The organism is Klebsiella sp. PCX (assembly GCF_021869705.1).
Lineage (GTDB): Bacteria > Pseudomonadota > Gammaproteobacteria > Enterobacterales > Enterobacteriaceae > Klebsiella > Klebsiella quasipneumoniae.
Genome location: NZ_CP091527.1, coordinates 1,273,018 through 1,288,396, shown reverse-complemented (window position 1 = coordinate 1,288,396; position 15,379 = coordinate 1,273,018). Strand labels below are relative to the sequence as shown.

At 57.3% G+C, this 15,379-nt stretch carries 14 protein-coding genes; 7 read left to right on the top strand and 7 right to left on the bottom strand.

Going from position 1 to position 15,379, the window contains the following annotated elements; all coding sequences use genetic code 11:
• Positions 1–3: 3 nt before the first annotated feature.
• The 4 genes from lpxH (at position 4) to purK (ending at position 2,842) form a co-directional block, all read left to right on the top strand.
• Positions 4–726 carry a UDP-2,3-diacylglucosamine diphosphatase gene (lpxH, locus tag GQR96_RS06010; RefSeq protein ID WP_004204708.1) on the top strand — a complete coding sequence of 241 codons (723 nt, stop codon included), beginning with the start codon at positions 4–6 and terminating at the stop codon, positions 724–726.
• Positions 727–833: 107 nt separating this feature from the next.
• The gene (locus GQR96_RS06005) at positions 834–1,172 is read left to right on the top strand and encodes a hypothetical protein (protein WP_004204709.1); all 339 of its coding nucleotides are present in this window, start codon (positions 834–836) and stop codon (positions 1,170–1,172) included.
• A 96-nt stretch (positions 1,173–1,268) separates the two neighbouring features.
• Positions 1,269–1,778, top strand: coding sequence for a 5-(carboxyamino)imidazole ribonucleotide mutase (gene purE, locus GQR96_RS06000; protein WP_004204711.1), 510 nt, complete (start codon positions 1,269–1,271; stop codon positions 1,776–1,778).
• On the top strand, positions 1,775–2,842 hold the full coding sequence (purK, locus tag GQR96_RS05995) for a 5-(carboxyamino)imidazole ribonucleotide synthase (RefSeq protein WP_043521417.1): 1,068 nt from the start codon (positions 1,775–1,777) through the stop codon (positions 2,840–2,842). The genes purE and purK overlap by 4 nt, the downstream gene beginning before the upstream one ends.
• A gap of 148 nt (positions 2,843–2,990) precedes the next feature.
• Here the strand turns inward: purK and GQR96_RS05990 are convergent, their stop codons facing one another.
• From GQR96_RS05990 to GQR96_RS05975, 4 genes are read right to left on the bottom strand one after another with little or no spacing between them, the layout of a single operon-like run.
• Positions 2,991–3,884, bottom strand: coding sequence for a carbamate kinase (locus GQR96_RS05990; RefSeq protein ID WP_065903585.1), 894 nt, complete (start codon positions 3,882–3,884; stop codon positions 2,991–2,993).
• Positions 3,885–3,892: 8 nt separating this feature from the next.
• Positions 3,893–4,696: an oxamate carbamoyltransferase subunit AllH family protein gene (locus GQR96_RS05985; RefSeq protein ID WP_057213746.1), complete on the bottom strand. Its 804-nt coding sequence runs from the start codon at positions 4,694–4,696 to the stop codon at positions 3,893–3,895.
• A gap of 8 nt (positions 4,697–4,704) precedes the next feature.
• Positions 4,705–5,964 (bottom strand): YlbE family protein, encoded by a 1,260-nt coding sequence (locus GQR96_RS05980; protein ID WP_043521420.1) that lies wholly within the window; start codon positions 5,962–5,964, stop codon positions 4,705–4,707.
• Positions 5,965–5,973: 9 nt separating this feature from the next.
• Complete coding sequence (locus GQR96_RS05975; protein WP_065903582.1) at positions 5,974–7,641, bottom strand: acyl-CoA synthetase FdrA; 1,668 nt, start codon at positions 7,639–7,641, stop codon at positions 5,974–5,976.
• Positions 7,642–7,955: 314 nt separating this feature from the next.
• On the opposite strand from GQR96_RS05975, the gene allD reads away from it, so the two are divergent.
• Genes allD through allE form a run of 3 tightly spaced genes read left to right on the top strand, consistent with a single transcriptional unit; the run spans position 7,956 to position 11,055 of the window.
• Positions 7,956–9,005 carry an ureidoglycolate dehydrogenase gene (allD, locus tag GQR96_RS05970; protein WP_043521422.1) on the top strand — a complete coding sequence of 350 codons (1,050 nt, stop codon included), beginning with the start codon at positions 7,956–7,958 and terminating at the stop codon, positions 9,003–9,005.
• Positions 9,006–9,026: 21 nt separating this feature from the next.
• On the top strand, positions 9,027–10,262 hold the full coding sequence (gene allC, locus GQR96_RS05965; protein WP_062914527.1) for an allantoate deiminase: 1,236 nt from the start codon (positions 9,027–9,029) through the stop codon (positions 10,260–10,262).
• A 10-nt stretch (positions 10,263–10,272) separates the two neighbouring features.
• Positions 10,273–11,055 carry a (S)-ureidoglycine aminohydrolase gene (gene allE, locus GQR96_RS05960; RefSeq protein WP_025714221.1) on the top strand — a complete coding sequence of 261 codons (783 nt, stop codon included), beginning with the start codon at positions 10,273–10,275 and terminating at the stop codon, positions 11,053–11,055.
• Positions 11,056–11,274: 219 nt separating this feature from the next.
• On the opposite strand, the gene glxK is transcribed toward allE, so the two are convergent.
• The 3 genes from glxK to allB all read right to left on the bottom strand — a co-directional run bounded on the left by glxK (position 11,275) and on the right by allB (position 15,293).
• Entirely contained in the window at positions 11,275–12,420 is a 1,146-nt protein-coding gene (gene glxK, locus GQR96_RS05955) for a glycerate 3-kinase (RefSeq protein WP_065903579.1), read from the bottom strand.
• A gap of 17 nt (positions 12,421–12,437) precedes the next feature.
• Positions 12,438–13,748, bottom strand: coding sequence for a uracil/xanthine transporter (locus tag GQR96_RS05950; protein ID WP_065903575.1), 1,311 nt, complete (start codon positions 13,746–13,748; stop codon positions 12,438–12,440).
• A 183-nt stretch (positions 13,749–13,931) separates the two neighbouring features.
• Positions 13,932–15,293 (bottom strand): allantoinase AllB, encoded by a 1,362-nt coding sequence (gene allB, locus GQR96_RS05945; RefSeq protein ID WP_043521427.1) that lies wholly within the window; start codon positions 15,291–15,293, stop codon positions 13,932–13,934.
• Positions 15,294–15,379: the final 86 nt, after the last annotated feature.

The following is a 15,379-nucleotide window of genomic DNA, read 5'->3' as shown; positions in this document are numbered from 1 at the left end:
TTCGTGGCGACACTTTTTATTGCAGATTTGCACCTGCAAACAGAAGAACCGGCGATCACCGCCGGTTTTCTGCGTTTTTTACAGGGGGAAGCCCGTCAGGCGGATGCCCTGTATATCCTTGGCGATCTGTTTGAGGCGTGGATCGGCGATGACGATCCCAACCCGTTGCATCAGCAAATCGCTACGGCAATCAAAGCCGTCGTCGACGCCGGCGTGCCCTGCTACTTCATTCACGGCAACCGCGATTTTCTCGTCGGCCAGCGCTTCGCCCGTCAGAGCGGGATGATCCTGCTCGCCGAAGAAGAGCGACTGGACCTCTATGGCCGTGACGTCTTGATTATGCATGGCGACACGCTGTGCACCGATGACCAAGGCTATCTGGCGTTTCGCGCGAAAGTCCACACCCCGTGGATCCAGCGTCTGTTCCTGGCTCTGCCGCTGTTTGTCCGCCGCCGCATCGCCGCCCGCATGCGCGCCGACAGCAAAGCCGCCAACAGCAGCAAATCAATGGAAATTATGGATGTGAATCCACAGGCGGTGGTTAACGCCATGGAGCGGCATCACGTGCAGTGGCTGATCCACGGCCATACCCATCGCCCGGCGGTCCATGACCTGCAGGCCAACGGCCAGCCCGCATGGCGCGTGGTACTCGGCGCCTGGCACAGCGAAGGTTCGATGGTGAAGGTGACGCCGGACGACGTCGAACTGATCCATTTCCCGTTCTAATTCCTGCGCGAGCACAATTCTGAAATCCCCTCTTGCCGGGACGGAGGTATGCTCCTGCCGGCATTGCGCATGCTAGTCTTCCACAACATCACTCTCAAGGAACGAGCATGAGCAGGAAAAAGTGGAGCCAGCCGCTGATCTGGGGAATGATCATCACGATCCTCAATCCGTTAGGGATAAGTTATATCGCCTTAATCGGCGTCGCTCTCGGCAACACGCTGACGTTTGTCTGGTGTGCGATGCTGGCGTGGGCTATTTATTTCTATGCCATTTATTTGCTCTGTACCCGCCCTCACGAGAGCCGACTGGTACAAATCTATTTACTGATGATGGGTACCCTGATGCTCCCCTGGGGGTTAGTACTGCTTATCACTTGTTGCATGAATGAGATCAAGGCCAATAAGCCGCGATCGTCGTCATCGCAGAGCGAGACAAAAGACGGCTAACCATGCACACGCAACCGTTTTCCTTGCCGGCAGTTCATGCTATTCTCTGTGGCCTCTAAAGCAGTGTGAAACACACCCACAGGAGTTTTAAGACGCATGTCTTCCCGCAATAATTCGGCGCGTATCGCCATCGTGATGGGGTCCAAAAGCGACTGGGCTACCATGCAATTTACCGCAGAAATTCTTGATGCCCTGAACGTTCCGTACCATGTCGAAGTGGTCTCCGCCCATCGCACGCCCGATAAGCTGTTCAGCTTCGCTGAAAGCGCCGAAAGTAATGGCTATCAGGTGATTATTGCTGGGGCAGGCGGCGCGGCGCATCTGCCGGGCATGATTGCGGCGAAAACCCTGGTGCCAGTGCTCGGCGTACCGGTTCAGAGCGCAGCCTTAAGCGGTGTCGACAGCCTTTACTCCATTGTTCAGATGCCGCGCGGTATTCCGGTCGGCACACTGGCCATCGGCAAAGCCGGCGCCGCGAACGCCGGTCTGCTTGCCGCGCAGATCCTCGCCCAGCATGATGCTGAACTCCACCAGCGCCTGAGCGCCTGGCGCCAGGCGCAAACCGATGAAGTGCTGGATAACCCGGACCCGCGGGGTGCGGCATGAAACAGGTATGCGTACTCGGCAACGGCCAGTTAGGCCGCATGCTGCGCCAGGCCGGCGAGCCGCTGGGTATCGCCGTCTGGCCGGTGGGGCTGGAAGCCGATCCGGAAGCGGTGCCATTCCAGCAGAGCGTCATCACGGCAGAAATTGAACGCTGGCCGGAAACCGCCCTCACCCGCGAGCTGGCCCGCCACCCGGCGTTCGTCAACCGCGACGTCTTCCCGATTATCGCCGATCGCCTGACGCAAAAGCAGCTGTTTGACAAGCTTGGTCTCGCCACTGCCCCGTGGCAGCTGCTGGCGGATAAAAGCGAGTGGCCGGCGGTGTTTGCCCGCCTTGGCGAACTGGCGATCGTTAAGCGTCGCGTTGGCGGTTACGACGGCCGCGGCCAGTGGCGTCTGCGGGAAAACGAGATCGATCAGCTACCGGCCGATAACTACGGCGAGTGCATCGTCGAGCAGGGGATTAACTTCTCCGGCGAAGTGTCGCTGGTGGGTGCCCGCGCCCATGACGGCAGCACCGTCTTCTACCCGCTGACCCGCAACCTGCATCAGGACGGTATTCTGCGCGCCAGCGTCGCCTTCCCGCAGGCCAATGTCCGCCAGCAGGAGCAAGCGGAAAGGATGCTGACGGCGATCATGAACGAGCTGAACTACGTCGGCGTGATGGCGATGGAGTGCTTCGTCACTGCCGAGGGACTGCTGATCAACGAGCTGGCGCCGCGCGTGCACAACAGCGGCCACTGGACGCAAAATGGCGCCTCCATCAGCCAGTTTGAGCTGCATCTGCGAGCGATTACCGGCCTGCCGCTGCCGCCGCCAGTGGTTAACAGCCCGTCGGTAATGATCAACCTGATCGGCACCGATCTCAATTACGACTGGCTGAAGCTGCCGCTGGTCCACCTGCACTGGTACGATAAAGAGGTGCGCCCGGGTCGTAAAGTCGGCCACCTGAACCTGACCGACAGCGATACTGACCGTCTGAGCGCGACGCTGGAAGCGATCAAGCCGCTGCTGCCAGCGGAGTACACCAGCGGTCTGTTCTGGGCGCAATCGCAACTGGCGTAACGCCTCACCTTTGTCTTGCCGGGCGGCGGCTGACGCTTGCCCGGCCGATAAAAGCCCAGCTATTCAGAACTCGTCGCCCTGGCAACGCGTCGCCGTCCCGGGGCAGAATGCACGATATTCAGGCATCCTCACCGACAGTAGTCCCCCGTCAGGGCTTGATACAGGTTCCCGCCCGACCGGCGAGAGTCTCCTCAATGCGTGATAACGCGCCAATCCACGCCCGCTTGCCCCTGCGGCGAACATAGCTGCTGACTGCCGAAATTTTCGGCCCCATCGCGCCATCGTCGCGAGCAAAAGGCGCCAGCGCCTCCGGGGTCGCTTCACGGATCGGTCGCTGCATTGGGGTGCCCCAGTGTTCATATACCGCATCCGCATCGGTGAGGATCACCAGACCATCGGCATCAATCTGTTCCGCCAGTAGCGCTGCGGCCAAATCTTTATCGATAACCGCCTCTGCGCCCTGCCCGCTCTCGAGCACCGGAATGCCTCCGCCGCCACAGCAGATCACGACATGTCCCTCATTCAGCAGACGCTCAATCGAGTCGCTCTCCTCAATTCTCACCGGCCTTGGCGAGGCGACAACCCGACGCAAGTATTTGCCGTCGCGCTTCATCGTCCAGCCGTACTCCTCTTCCAGCTGCTGCTGCAACTCAGGGTCATAGACCGGACCGATAAATTTCTCCGGCGCCGAAAAGGCCGGATCGTTCGATGCCACAGTAATACGCGTCATCACTGCCGATACCGGCGGTACCGACGATTCCTGCGCCAGGCATTGGGCCAGCATATAGCCAATCATGCCCTGGCTCTCCGCCACCAGCACGTCCAGCGGGTAAGGTTCGACGTCGCTATAGGCCAGATTTTGCAGCGCCAGCAGGCCTACCTGCGGCCCGTTGCCGTGCACAATGGCCAAACGGTAATGCTGCGCCAGACGCGCCAGCGCGGGAACGGCACTGTGAATATTGCGATATTGATTTTCTACCGTCAGCGCTTCTCCGCGCTGTAATAAAGCGTTACCCCCGAGGGCAACAACCAGCGTTTTCATAAAAGTCCTTACATTATTTGTTGCGCCAGCCAGAACCCCAGAAGCGTGTCGGCACCAGAGGTGTGCCCCATCGCCAGCAGGGCTTCGACGGCAGGTTCAATTCGTCGTCCGCACTGAAGCGCGTTAACAACATGCAGTAGCGGTGAAGCGAAGCATCCCTTACTGGCGTAGCGTAAATAGTTGACGCTGACCTGCGTTGTGGCGGCATGCAGATCGCCGGAGGCACGAAAGAAATGGTGTCCGCTGTTGCGCGACATCTGTCCAGAACACCACGCGGACAGCATCATGCCGATCAGCATATCGTCCATGCTCGGCGTCAGGCCTGGCCCCTTCCCCAGCCACAGCCGCCAGTCAACGGCGCTCCCGGCCAACGCAGAAGCAAAACAGTGGCGTAATTGCCGCAACTCAGGATGATGCGGCAGATGGATAGCCTGTGACAGCGGCCCGAACAGGCCCGTCTCTTCCGGGCGCTTCATGAGCGCTGTCGGTAGATAAGGGCCACCAGGCTGATATCGAGGCCGCAGGGAGCAGCGCCTTCGCGGTGGTAACAGCAACAGGTTATCGACCTGAATGCCGTCATCCCGTGCTATCGGCAGCCCCCCCGCCTTCAGCGCCGCGTGTAAACGGATAAAATCATGGTGACGTAATACCCATCCGCCGGGGCTCACGCCTTGTCCCCGATGATGCAGCGTCAGCAGCGCGCCGTCTGCAACATAGAGATTGATGGTGCGCTGCCAGAGGCCGCCGGTTCGCCATGGCTGGCGATGGTCCGGCGCGTCAATGCTGCCTGTCAGCGGACGGATCTTATCCATTGTGTGCCTCAGCTCACGCCCAGCTCGTCCGCCAGCGCTTCCAGCGCCAGTTCAAAGCAGGCCAGTGGGGCTCTGACGGTTCCGGCGCCAATCTGGCCGATCCCCGCCTCTTTATGCGCGATACCGGTGTTGATAAGCGGTGTAATGCCGGTTTCAACCACCCGGCGAATATCCAACCCCAGACAGGCACCCTGGAAATCCCAGCCCGGAATTTGCAGTTGCATATTGCGTTCAAGGAAGATTTCCGCCATCTCCTCGGAGACCGATTTCGCCGCCTCCATCCCACCCGCGCCGACAAAGCGAGTCACGCCCGGGGCCGCGATCATCGCCGCCCCGCCGATGCCGAAAGTTTCAGTAATGGCGCTATCGCCCATATCCGGGTTGGCCTGCTCCTGCGAGAAGCCAGTGAAAAACAGCCCCTGCGGCGTATTGACCGGCGCGGTAAACCAACGGTCGCCCAGCCCGCTGACGCGAATACCGAACATATCGCCGTTGCGGGTCATCGCGGTGACGATACTGCCCGCGCGGATCTGCGCCCCGGCATCCATCGCCGATTTACAGTAGGCCATCGCCAGGTTGAGGAAGAACTGGTCGGTAATGGCGAGGAAATCCATCACTTCAGCTATCTGCTGTTTGTCGTGATTTAGGCGCGCCAGATGCGGCGCCAGCGTGCGCATTAGCAGCGCGGAGGTGGCGATATTACGCTGGTGAAACTCATCCCCCATGGTGATGCCCTGCGCCATCATCGCCGTCAAATCGATGCCGCGCTCCATCTGCTTCAGCGCCGCGCTAAGCACCGGCATCAGCACATCGCGCATCCAGCGCAGGCGCTGCTGCACATCTTCACCGTAAGCGCCGAAACGCATCACCTTGCCAATCCCTTCGTTCAGGTTGCAATAGGCGCGGTTGCCTTCAGCGATGTTTTCCACCACCAGCATCGGCATGTTCGGCGAAGTAATGCCGCCCATTGGCCCCACGGCGTTAACGTGATGGCATGGGATAAAGGTAATTTCGCCGCTTTCCAGCATCGCATGGGCGTTTTTTTCATCCTGCGCCCAGCCTTCGAACAGGCATGCGCCAATGCAGGCCCCTTTCATTGGGCCGGTCATCGCCTGCCAGCGCATCGGCGGCCCGGCGTGGAGCAACGTTTTGTTCTGATTCAGCGCCCCGATTAGCGCACCTGCCGGCTTCACATCCAGCCAGTGCGGACGTGCATTCCGAATTCGTTCAATTACTGCCTCATTGGCCTGCGCCACTGATGTAAACATAGGGACCTCTTATTGCAAACGCTCTAATAAACGAGCCAGTTTTTTATTTCCTCCGGCAATCGGCGCCCACTGATAGTGAACAACCGGCGTTCCGGCGGACTGTAAATCGATCGCAAAACTGCGCAGACCGGCATTAATTACCGCCACCCCGTCCAGCAGACTGGAACGCGGTGCGGGCTCCGCCATCCGCTGAGGGCTAATCAGCGCAACAGCAAGCAGCGCGGCTTCCGGGAGGCTATCGACCACCACCACGCCTGCATCTTCCAGCTCGGCAATCTGACGGGAACGACACTGCGGGTCATTTTCGGTACCGGTCACGGTCGCGATAACGTGCAGCGGATGGCTTTCACTCCTCAATGCCCAGGCCCGCCGGCATGCTTCCACCAGCGATCCCGCCGGGTCGGCGGTGGCGCCATAGCCAATCACCACATCCAGCAGCAATACGCCCACCTGCGTTTGCTCGCCGAGTTCAGCAATCAGTTGGTTACGCAGGGAGGGATCAATCATCGGGTGTGGACGACCGACGGTGTAGAAATCATCGCCGAGGTCGACGACCTGGTGGCCCAGAGCGTTGAGCATCATGCCCTGCGGGTGATGCTCATCGGGAGTGATGTTCAGGCGCTCAGCCAGCAGCCCGGCGGATTCCGCCGCCAGCGTGCCGCCGGTGTATAAACCGCGGATATGCTTACCCGCGGCTGCGGTCAGATTTTCCTGATGGCGTACCACTCGGGCTAACAGACACGCCAGCCGACCGGCCTCGTCAAGCGTGCGGGCAAACCAGACGTTTTCATCACGGTTGACTGGCGAGACATAGCCAAGAAATAGCGCCACCATCGGTTTAGCACTGCGTTTCATTGCGTTAATTATCTTCAGGCGCACCGCCTCAGCAGGTGGCTTGGAAACAAAGGCCAGTACCTGGCTCTGTGCATCCTGGGTTAACATTTCCAGCGCCGTTTGCGCACTAAGCCCCCCCACTTCCGCGCTCAGGTCACGGCCGCCGAGACCAATCGCATGGCTGATCCCTTCGCCGCCGAGGGCAATTTGCGAGACCAGTTCCTGGATACCGGTACCGGAAGCGCCAATCACGCCGATGTTGCCCTCCGGTGTGACGTTGGCGAAGGCCAGCGGGGTGCCGGCGATCATGGCGGTGCCGCAGTCCGGCCCCATCACCAACAATCCTTTGTCACGGGCGCGGGTTTTGAGGGCAATTTCATCTTCCAGGGTGACGTTGTCGGAGAAGATCATCACGTTTTTCTCGCTACTGAGCGCCTGATGGGCCAGCTCCGCGGCATATTCTCCGGCAACGGAAATTAAGGTCATGTTGGCCTGCGGCAGTTTTTGCATCGCACTTTGCCAGCGGCGAACCACGTTCAGACTCTGACTTTGTCCGCTTCCCTGCGCCAGGGCGGATAAGGCGTCATCCAGACGGGCGATAATCATTTCCGTCACCGACGCATCTGCGCAATCGGTACGGATCGCCACGCAAATATCATTCGGCGTCGCCGTGGCAAAATCGTCATGCCAAAAACCGGTAGTTTCCAGCAGCGCTTTATTTGCCGGCGTGCCCATCATGACCGAAACATCGTCGACATTTTCTGACTCACTCAGCTTGCGTGAAATAATCATTAAACTGACTGAATCCTGAAAACAGCCCTTTTTAATAAAGGCATGGATCATAATAACTCCCCAATAATTGCACCCATTGCAATTGAATGAGCATGGTTAATCTGCCATCAGGCTAACGAGATGAAATTCTTAATGGCGTGACCAAAATCACATGAGGATTATTACCACAGGCTTTCAAACAAACCACCTGACATTAGCAGTGATTTTTTAATAAATCGATTACACGGCCATTTATGATAAATCCGTTACGATTATCAAATAAAATCTAACACTGGTCATTTAACTATACAGATCACAATTTCAGTTTCTTTTCCCCGTATTTTAATCAGCAGTCAGGCTCTACACCGTCGTTAAAAGGAAGACAGATGAAAGTCAGTCGGGAAACACTTCATCAGCTTATTGCTAATAAGCTGAACGCAGCAGGACTTACTCATAATCACGCGGATATTATTGCCGATGTGTTGGTTTATGCTGATGCCAGAGGCATTCATTCGCACGGCGCGGTTCGTGTTGAATATTATGCTGAACGAATTTCAAAAGGCGGCACCAATCGTCATCCCACCTTTAGCTTTGAAAAAACCGGCCCCTGCAGCGGCATTTTGCATGCCGATAACGCCGCCGGCCAGGTCGCCGCCAAAATGGGCATGGAACATGCCATTGAGATCGCCCGGCAAAATGGCGTAGCCGTAGTGGGTATCCGCCGCATGGGACACAGCGGGGCCATCTCGTACTTCACACAGCAGGCGGCTCGCGCCGGGCTGATTGGCCTCTCGCTGTGTCAGTCAGACCCGATGGTCGTCCCTTTTGGCGGGGCGGAGATCTACTACGGCACAAACCCGCTGGCCTTCGCCGCCCCCGGCGAGGGCGACGATATCATCACCTTCGATATGGCCACCACCGTCCAGGCGTGGGGAAAGATCCTTGATGCTCGTTCTCGCCATGAAAGCATTCCCGATAGTTGGGCGGTGGACAAAAACGGCGCCCCAACCACGGATCCCTTTGCCGTCCATGCTCTGCTTCCTGCCGCCGGCCCGAAAGGTTACGGGCTGATGATGATGATTGACGTCCTATCCGGCATTTTGCTCAACCTTCCTTTTGGTCGCCAGGTCAGCTCGATGTACGACAACCTGAGCCAGGGGCGTGAGTTAGGACAATTGCATATTGTGATTAATCCTGACTTTTTCTCCTCCAGCGCCTTATTTCGCCAGCACATTAGCGACACCATGCGCGAATTAAGCGCCATTACGCCAGCGCCTGGATTTAGTCAGGTTTATTACCCGGGGCAGAATCTGGATATCAATGAGAAAAACAGCGCGGTCAACGGGATCGAAATCGTTGATGAGATTTATGACTATCTGGTTTCAGACGCTTTATATAACCGCTCTTATGAAACCAATTCCCCTTTTGCTCAATAAAATAAGTAACAGGAGTTATGTATGACTCATTCTTTTCGACAGGCAATTGAAGAAACATTGCCCTGGCTTTCATCCTTCGGCGCCGATCCTACCGGCGGACTCACCCGCTTGCTTTATTCGCCGGAGTGGCTGCAGGCGCAGCAGGCGTTTAAACAAAAGATGAGCGACAGCGGGCTGGAAACACGCTTCGATGAAGTGGGTAACCTTTATGGCCGCCTGCCCGGTAGCCGTTTTCCCGACGACGTTATCCTCAGCGGCTCGCATATTGATAGCGTCGTCAACGGCGGTAATCTTGACGGTCAGTTTGGCGCGCTGGCGGCCTGGCTGGCGGTCCGCTGGCTAAAAGAGACCTACGGGGCGCCGCTGCGTACCGTGGAGGTGCTGGCGTTAGCGGAAGAAGAAGGCAGCCGCTTCCCTTACGTCTTCTGGGGCAGCAAAAATATCGTCGGCATCGCTAACCCGGCGGACGTGCGTGAGATTAAAGACGCCAAAGGCGTGGCGTTTGTCGATGCGATGAAGCAGTGCGGTTTCAGCCTGCCCGCCGCCCCGCTGGCGCCGCGCCGGGATATTAAAGCCTTCGTTGAACTGCATATCGAACAGGGCCGCGTGCTGGAAACCAACAAGCAGTCCATCGGTGTGGTCAACGCCATCGTCGGTCAGCGCCGCTACACCATTACCCTCAACGGCGAGTCTAACCATGCCGGCACCACCCCAATGGGCTACCGCCGCGACACCGTCCATGCTTTCAGCCGCATCTGCTGCGAATCTATCGCCAAAGCGAAAGCCCACGGCGACCCGCTGGTGCTCACTTTCGGTAAAGTCGACCCGCAGCCGAATACGGTCAACGTGGTGCCGGGTAAAACGGTCTTTACCATGGATTGCCGCCACACCGATGCCCTTGCATTAACGGCATTTACTGAAGTGATCGAAGGCGATATGCGGCGGATCTGCAAGGAAATGGATATTGGCATTGAAATCGACCTGTGGATGGATGAAGCTCCGGTTCCCATGGACAAGAGGCTGGTCGCCCAGCTCACTGCCCTGTGCGAAAAGGAGAAGGTGAATTTCCGCGTGATGCACAGCGGCGCGGGGCACGACGCGCAAATTTTCGCCCCCTGCTTCCCGACCTGCATGATCTTTATGCCGAGCATTAAAGGTATTAGCCATAACCCGGCGGAGAGTACGCATATCGACGATTTGGCGGAAGGCGTAAAAACGCTCGCCTTAATGCTGCACCAACTGGCCTGGACTGAATAAGGAAAAGATAATGGGATATTTAAATAATGTCGTGGGTTATCGCGATGATTTACTGGCCAGCCGTTCCATCGTGCGCCACGGTAATTATGCCCTGCTGACGCCGGACGGTCTGGTCAAAAATATTATTCCGGGTTTTGCTAACTGTGATGTGACTATTCTGTCGACGCCGAAATTAGGCGCATCCTTCGTTGATTATCTGGTGACGCTGCATGAAAACGGCGGCAATCAAAGCGGGTTTGGCGGCGAAGGCATTGAAACCTTCCTGTATGTCATAAAGGGGGAAATCACCGCCGGGGCGCAGGGTAAAACCTTTGCGCTGACCGAAGGCGGCTATCTTTACTGCCCACCGGGTGAACGGATGACGTTCAGTAATAGCCATTCAGCCGACAGTCAGCTATTTCTCTATAAGCGCCGCTATATTCCGACAGAGGGCCATGCGCCTTATCTGGTCACCGGCAACGTCAGCCAGCTGGAGCGTATTCATTATGAAGGAATGGAAGACGTTATTCTGATCGACTTCCTGCCAAAAGAGCTGGGCTTCGATATGAATATGCATATCCTCTCTTTCGAGCCGGGCGCCAGCCACGGCTATATCGAAACTCATGTGCAGGAGCACGGCGCCTATATTCTTTCCGGCCAGGGCGTGTATAACCTCGATAACAACTGGGTTCCGGTGAAGAAAGGCGACTATATCTTTATGGGCGCTTATTCCCTACAGGCGGGATACGGCGTTGGGCGCGAGGCGTTCAGCTATATCTACTCGAAAGATTGCAACCGTGACGTTGAGATCTGATTGCTAACAATCTGCGCTCGTTGGTATTGCCCGGCGGCGCTTTGCTTGCGTGTTCCTACGGGTACATCTCGCCGCTTTCGTCGGCCGGGTAAGGCGTCATCCGCCACCCGGTGAAATGCGGACACAACGGTAAAGGCGGATTTGTTACCCATCGCATAACATTCTTTTTTGTTTAGCTATGTTGGATTTTGCCACGGTGAGAACCGTGGCATTTTTTATTCAGGCGGGAATGTTCTGGCCGAGCTTGATAGCACAGGCAATATTGCGCGCGCAGGCATACAGATTTTGCTCACCGCGATCCAGCACTTCGGCAAGCGGCGCCAGCGCGGGCAGAATGCTGAATACCGCATCAATGCCATGCTGATGCACCGCTTCCACGCCGTCCCCCAGAACGCCAGCGATACCGATCACCGGGATGCCATGCTTTTTCGCAAGCCGCGCCACGCCAATCGGCGCTTTGCCGCCGACGGTTTGCGAATCCATTCGCCCTTCACCGGTAATCACCAGATCCGCGTCGCGCAGCGCCTCCTCCAGTTGCATCGCCTCAATCACGATATCGATGCCCGGCTTCAGCGCCGCGTTAAGGAATACGCAGGCCGCCACGCCCATTCCGCCCGCCGCGCCGCCGCCGACAATCTTCGTCACCTCCGCACCCGTTGCCATGAGCAGCACCTGCGCGTAATTTTGCAAACCGCGCTCGAGGGCAGCGACCATCTCTGCGCTGGCTCCTTTTTGCGGGCCAAAGACCGCCGCCGCGCCGCGTTCGCCGAGCAGTGGATTATCCACATCGCAGGCCACATCAATCCGGCATTTGCGCAGGCGCGGATCGAGGTCGCGTAAGTCAATGCTCGCCAACCGAGCCAGCACGCCGCCACCGAATCCTACGCTCTCGCCGCGCTCGTCAAGAAAACGTGCCCCCAGGGCCTGCGCCATGCCCATTCCACCATCTACCGTGGCGCTGCCGCCTATACCGAGGATAATATGGCGAACGCCGGCGTCCAGCGCGTGGCGAATCAACTCCCCGGTCCCGAAGCTGGTGGCCCGCAAGGGATCGCGTCTCCCGGCGGGAACCAGCATCAGCCCGCTGGCTGCCGCCATTTCAATAAACGCGGTTTGCCCGTCGCCGCTCAGGCCATAGAAGGCGCCTACCACCTCCCCCAGCGGCCCCATCGCCGGCAGCATCACCATTTTGCCGTCGGTCGCCTCAACCATTGCCTCAACCGTCCCCTCGCCGCCGTCGGCGATCGGCAGGCAGATGCACTCCGCCTGAGGGAAAATGGAGACGAAGCCCGCCTTAATCGCCTGAGCGCAGCGACTGGCGCTGACGCTTTCTTTGAACGAGTCTGGTGCAATAATAATTTTCATTGTTCATCCTTTTAATGTCATGACTTAATACGATCCCAGGGAATGAGATTCTCCATGGCTACCGCCAGCAGCACCCCGATTAGTAAGCCGTTACCTACGAGGGGTCTGATTGTCAGAGGCAACGTCTCGAGATAAACCGGCGGTAGTCCCATCAAAAAAATGCCGACAAATAACGGTAGAGCCAGCCGATAGATATTTCGCGCGGTAAAGGTAATTTGCTTACTGAAAGATAAACTGGAATATAACAACGGCAGATAAGAGACCAGCATAACCGCACTGCTGATCGGTAAAGGCAGGGTGGTAAAAAAGTGGGTCAGCGGCGTAAATAATCCAACCAGCAGACAGCACAAGCAGCCGATAATAAATGGCCGGCGCGAGGTGTCGCCCGTTTGAGTTAATAAAGCTGTCGACGAAACAAACGGGGAAAATGGCACCACGTTGAGCGGAACCGTTATTAATGTTATCAAACCGGAGATCATAAAGCTGCGTCGATAGCGGGTATTACTGGCCCCCTGTTGGGGGTAAAAAACATCGGTGCTGCGAATGGCGCCATAGGTATTGGTAATATTAACCAGTCCCGCCAGCAGGGCGGTTAAAATGATGCCGGGTCGTAGCTGGCCGCCATAACCCAGCGGGAACCACTGCCAGTGAATGGGGCCTGAGGCTACCGTAGCGGGAGGTATGCGAAACAGCAGATACCAGCCTGCCCAGCCCGCCAGAGTGCCGATCAGCAGGGCGTAGCGAGCGATACCATCCGGGAGAAAAATGATCATTCCCAGCACCAGAATCATCACCGACAGCGCCAGGCAAAATGGCGCCAGCTGAATACCCGGATTAACCTGCGTCGAACTAAAGGGCAGCCCAAGCATGCCTTTAAAAAAGATGGTAGTCAGCTGCGCGCCCAGCAGCAGCATGAAAAAGACCATTACCGTTGGGCTGAAGAGCTTAGCCAGGCGATGGCCAATGCCGCTTACGCCAATGATGATGGTGAGCACCGCCGAGAAAAATATGCCGACAGCCAGGCTGGAGGCGATGCTGTCGAACGGCGTCCCCCGTGCGGCTTCGCCCACGGTGACCGTCAGAATGGTGCTCCACCACAGGCCCGTCGGTCCTTCCATAATCGCCCGACGATGTCCCAGTAACGCCTGTGCCAGACAGGCCAACCCGGTGGTGATAAACCCGTACTGGGTAAGCGTAATTAACGCGCTGGCAGGGAGCTGAAAAGCAGACTGTAATGTTGGCGGTACCACAACGGTGTTGCAGAAAATAAAGAAGAACCATTGAAACCCCGCCAGGGTGTTACGTTTATTTAGCGGCAATACCACCATGATGAAATCCTGAAAAAGCGCCTGCCGTTAAACAGGCGCTAAATATGGAATGGGGCGAGAAACGGTCCCCTCTCCCTTTTGGGAAGAGGGATAGGGTGAGGCGAAATGTACCCACCTATGCCCTCACCCCGGCCCTCTCCCAAAGAGAGAGGGAGAAAACCATCCCAACTGTTTATTCACCCGTTACTGCTGATGCTTAAGGATAAATTTCCCCTTCGGTGCGCGCGGGAAGCCCTGTTCGATGTCATAGATCACCTCGCCGCGCAGGATGGTTTTAGCAATCCGAGCGCCAATCTTGCGACCAACGTAAGGGCTGACTTTATGGCGATATTCGAGGTCTTCTGCTCGTAAGACGTAGCTGCTGTTCGGCTGAATAAACACCAGGTCGGCATCTTTACCCGGGGCAATGCGGCCCTTATGCTTCAGGCCGAAAATATCGGCGGCGTTGGTCGCCATCAGACGGGCAAACTGCGGCAGAGACATACCGCGTTTCTGCACCGCTTCATCAAACATCACGTCCATGCAGTTTTGCAGACCGGCAATCCCGCCCCAGGCCTGCATGATATTGCCAGCCTTCATCTCCGGTGGGCACGGCGAATGGTCGGAGACCAGGCAGTCGATTTCTCCGTTGAACAGCTTTTCCCACATGCCTTTCTGGTTTTCCGCATCGCGGATCGGCGGAGAGCACTTCGCCAGGGTACCAATCTCTTCGAACTGATCGGTATCGAGCACAAAGTAGTGCGGGCAGGATTCACAGGTGACGTCCTGCCCTTCCTGACGGGCGCGGGTCACTTCGGCGACCCCTTCCGGGCTGCTGACATGACACACGTGCAAGCGGCAACCGGCGACTTTCGCCAGATACAGAACGCGGCGAATGGCTTCCACTTCGGTGAAGACCGGACGAGAGGCTACGTAATCATGCGCCGTCACGCGGCCTTCCCTTTTCGCCTCTTCGCCCAACTCGTCGCAGATCAGCGCGTTTTCGCAGTGCACCAGCACGGTCTGCTTCATTTCGGCCAGCTTTTGTATGCCTTTGAAGAATTGCCAGTCGTTGACGTCGCGGAAGTCGTTATCGATCCCGCGGTCTCCGCAGGTGGCGACGAAGCATTTGAATCCCACTACCCCCACTTCATCCAGCTCATGCAGTCGGTCGAGGTTATAAGAGACCAGGCCGCCAAGCTGCGCAGCATCGATGGTCAATTTGCCTTTCGCCGCGTCGAATTTCAGCTCAATGGTCTGCCGGTCGACGGTGGCCGGTAGCTGATTCAGCGGCATTTCGATCATCGTGGTGATGCCGCCTTTTGCCGCAGCGCGGGTCCCGGTTTCGTAACCTTCCCAGTGGGTACGGCCAGGTTCAGAGATATGCGTATGCGCATCGACCATGCCCGGCGAAACGATCAGGCCCGTGGCATCCATGACCTGCTTCGCCTCGCCCAGGTGTTCACCGATAGCGGCGATTTTGCCGTCGTTCACCGCGATATCGACTACCCGGGATTCGTTTTCCAGAATAACAGTGCCGTTTTTAATGATTAAATCAAAAGACATAATAACTCCTTGTATGTGTACAGATGGGTCAGCCGCCATACTTCTGCTGCGACATTGCGTGCCGCAATAACAATGGCTTTGGCCGG

Excerpts from the sequence above, each read along its gene's own strand:
- GQR96_RS06005 (WP_004204709.1), top strand. The coding sequence starts at position 834 with ATGAGCAGGAAAAAGTGGAGCCAGCCGCTGATCTGGGGAATGATCATC.
- purE (WP_004204711.1), top strand. The coding sequence starts at position 1,269 with ATGTCTTCCCGCAATAATTCGGCGCGTATCGCCATCGTGATGGGGTCC.
- purK (WP_043521417.1), top strand. The coding sequence starts at position 1,775 with ATGAAACAGGTATGCGTACTCGGCAACGGCCAGTTAGGCCGCATGCTG.
- GQR96_RS05990 (WP_065903585.1), bottom strand. The coding sequence starts at position 3,884 with ATGAAAACGCTGGTTGTTGCCCTCGGGGGTAACGCTTTATTACAGCGC.
- GQR96_RS05985 (WP_057213746.1), bottom strand. The coding sequence starts at position 4,696 with ATGGATAAGATCCGTCCGCTGACAGGCAGCATTGACGCGCCGGACCAT.
- GQR96_RS05980 (WP_043521420.1), bottom strand. The coding sequence starts at position 5,964 with ATGTTTACATCAGTGGCGCAGGCCAATGAGGCAGTAATTGAACGAATT.
- GQR96_RS05975 (WP_065903582.1), bottom strand. The coding sequence starts at position 7,641 with ATGATCCATGCCTTTATTAAAAAGGGCTGTTTTCAGGATTCAGTCAGT.
- allD (WP_043521422.1), top strand. The coding sequence starts at position 7,956 with ATGAAAGTCAGTCGGGAAACACTTCATCAGCTTATTGCTAATAAGCTG.
- allC (WP_062914527.1), top strand. The coding sequence starts at position 9,027 with ATGACTCATTCTTTTCGACAGGCAATTGAAGAAACATTGCCCTGGCTT.
- allE (WP_025714221.1), top strand. The coding sequence starts at position 10,273 with ATGGGATATTTAAATAATGTCGTGGGTTATCGCGATGATTTACTGGCC.
- glxK (WP_065903579.1), bottom strand. The coding sequence starts at position 12,420 with ATGAAAATTATTATTGCACCAGACTCGTTCAAAGAAAGCGTCAGCGCC.
- GQR96_RS05950 (WP_065903575.1), bottom strand. The coding sequence starts at position 13,748 with ATGGTGGTATTGCCGCTAAATAAACGTAACACCCTGGCGGGGTTTCAA.
- allB (WP_043521427.1), bottom strand. The coding sequence starts at position 15,293 with ATGTCTTTTGATTTAATCATTAAAAACGGCACTGTTATTCTGGAAAAC.